Consider the following 1031-nt stretch of genomic DNA (forward strand, 5'->3'; position numbering starts at 1 on the left):
GAAGAGATCCTCTGCACCCTCTTCGCCGACGTCCTCGGCCTCGACACCGTCGGCGCCGACGACAACTTCTTCCACCTCGGCGGACACAGCCTGCTCGCCGCCCGGCTGATCAGCCGCATCCGCGCGACGCTCGGCGTCGAGGCCGGCATCCGTGACCTCTTCGGTGCTCCGACCGTCGAGGGCCTGGCCGGCCGGTTGTCGGATACGCAGGAGGCGCGGACTCCGTTGCTGCCGACGTGTCGTCCCGAGCGCATTCCGCTGTCGCACGCGCAGCAGCGGCTGTGGTTCCTGGACACGACCGAGGGCGGCGACGCCGCCTACCAGGTGCCGTGGACCGTTCACCTGCGCGGGCCGCTCGACGCGGACCGCTTGCGGCGTGCGGCGAAGGACGTCGTGGCCCGTCACGAGGTGCTGCGGACCGTCTTCCCCGCCCCCGACGGCGAACCCCACCAGCACATCCTGCCGGCGGACGACTTCCACCTGTCGTGGTCCGTCGTGGACTGCGCCGAGGACGAGGTCGCCGCAGCCGTGGAGGCGGAGTCCGCCCGGCTGTTCGACCTCGAGAGGGACGTCCCGCTCCGGGCGCACCTGCTGCGGGTGTCCGCGCAGGAGCACGTGCTGCTGCTGGTGATGCACCACATCGTGAGCGACGGCTGGTCGATGCCCGTACTGCTCCGCGACCTGAGTGCCGCATACAGCGCCCGCAGCAACGGCGAGGAACCCGGGTGGGGCGAACTGCCCGTCCAGTACGCCGACTACACCCTCTGGCAGCGCGAACTCCTCGGCGACCCCCACGACCCCGCCGGCCTCCTCGCCAGCCAGCTCGACCACTGGCGCCACACCCTCGCCGGCCTCCCGGACCGGATAGAGCTGCCGGCGGACCGGACGGCCACCGCGGAGGCGGACCGGACCGGAGGGCTGCACCGGTTCCAGCTGGACGCCGCCACCCACGCCCGTGTGGTGGAACTCGCACGGGAGACCGGCACCACCGTCTTCATGGTCCTCCACGCCGCACTCGCCGCCACCCTCAC

The 1031-nt window shown here is 72.2% G+C and carries 1 protein-coding gene; it reads left to right on the plus strand.

The features are described 5' to 3' along the window. A partial coding sequence (locus K304_RS30325; protein ID WP_037791409.1) for a condensation domain-containing protein occupies positions 1 to 1031 on the plus strand: 1031 nt, incomplete at both ends.

Source organism: Streptomyces sp. CNS606 (genome assembly GCF_000426325.1).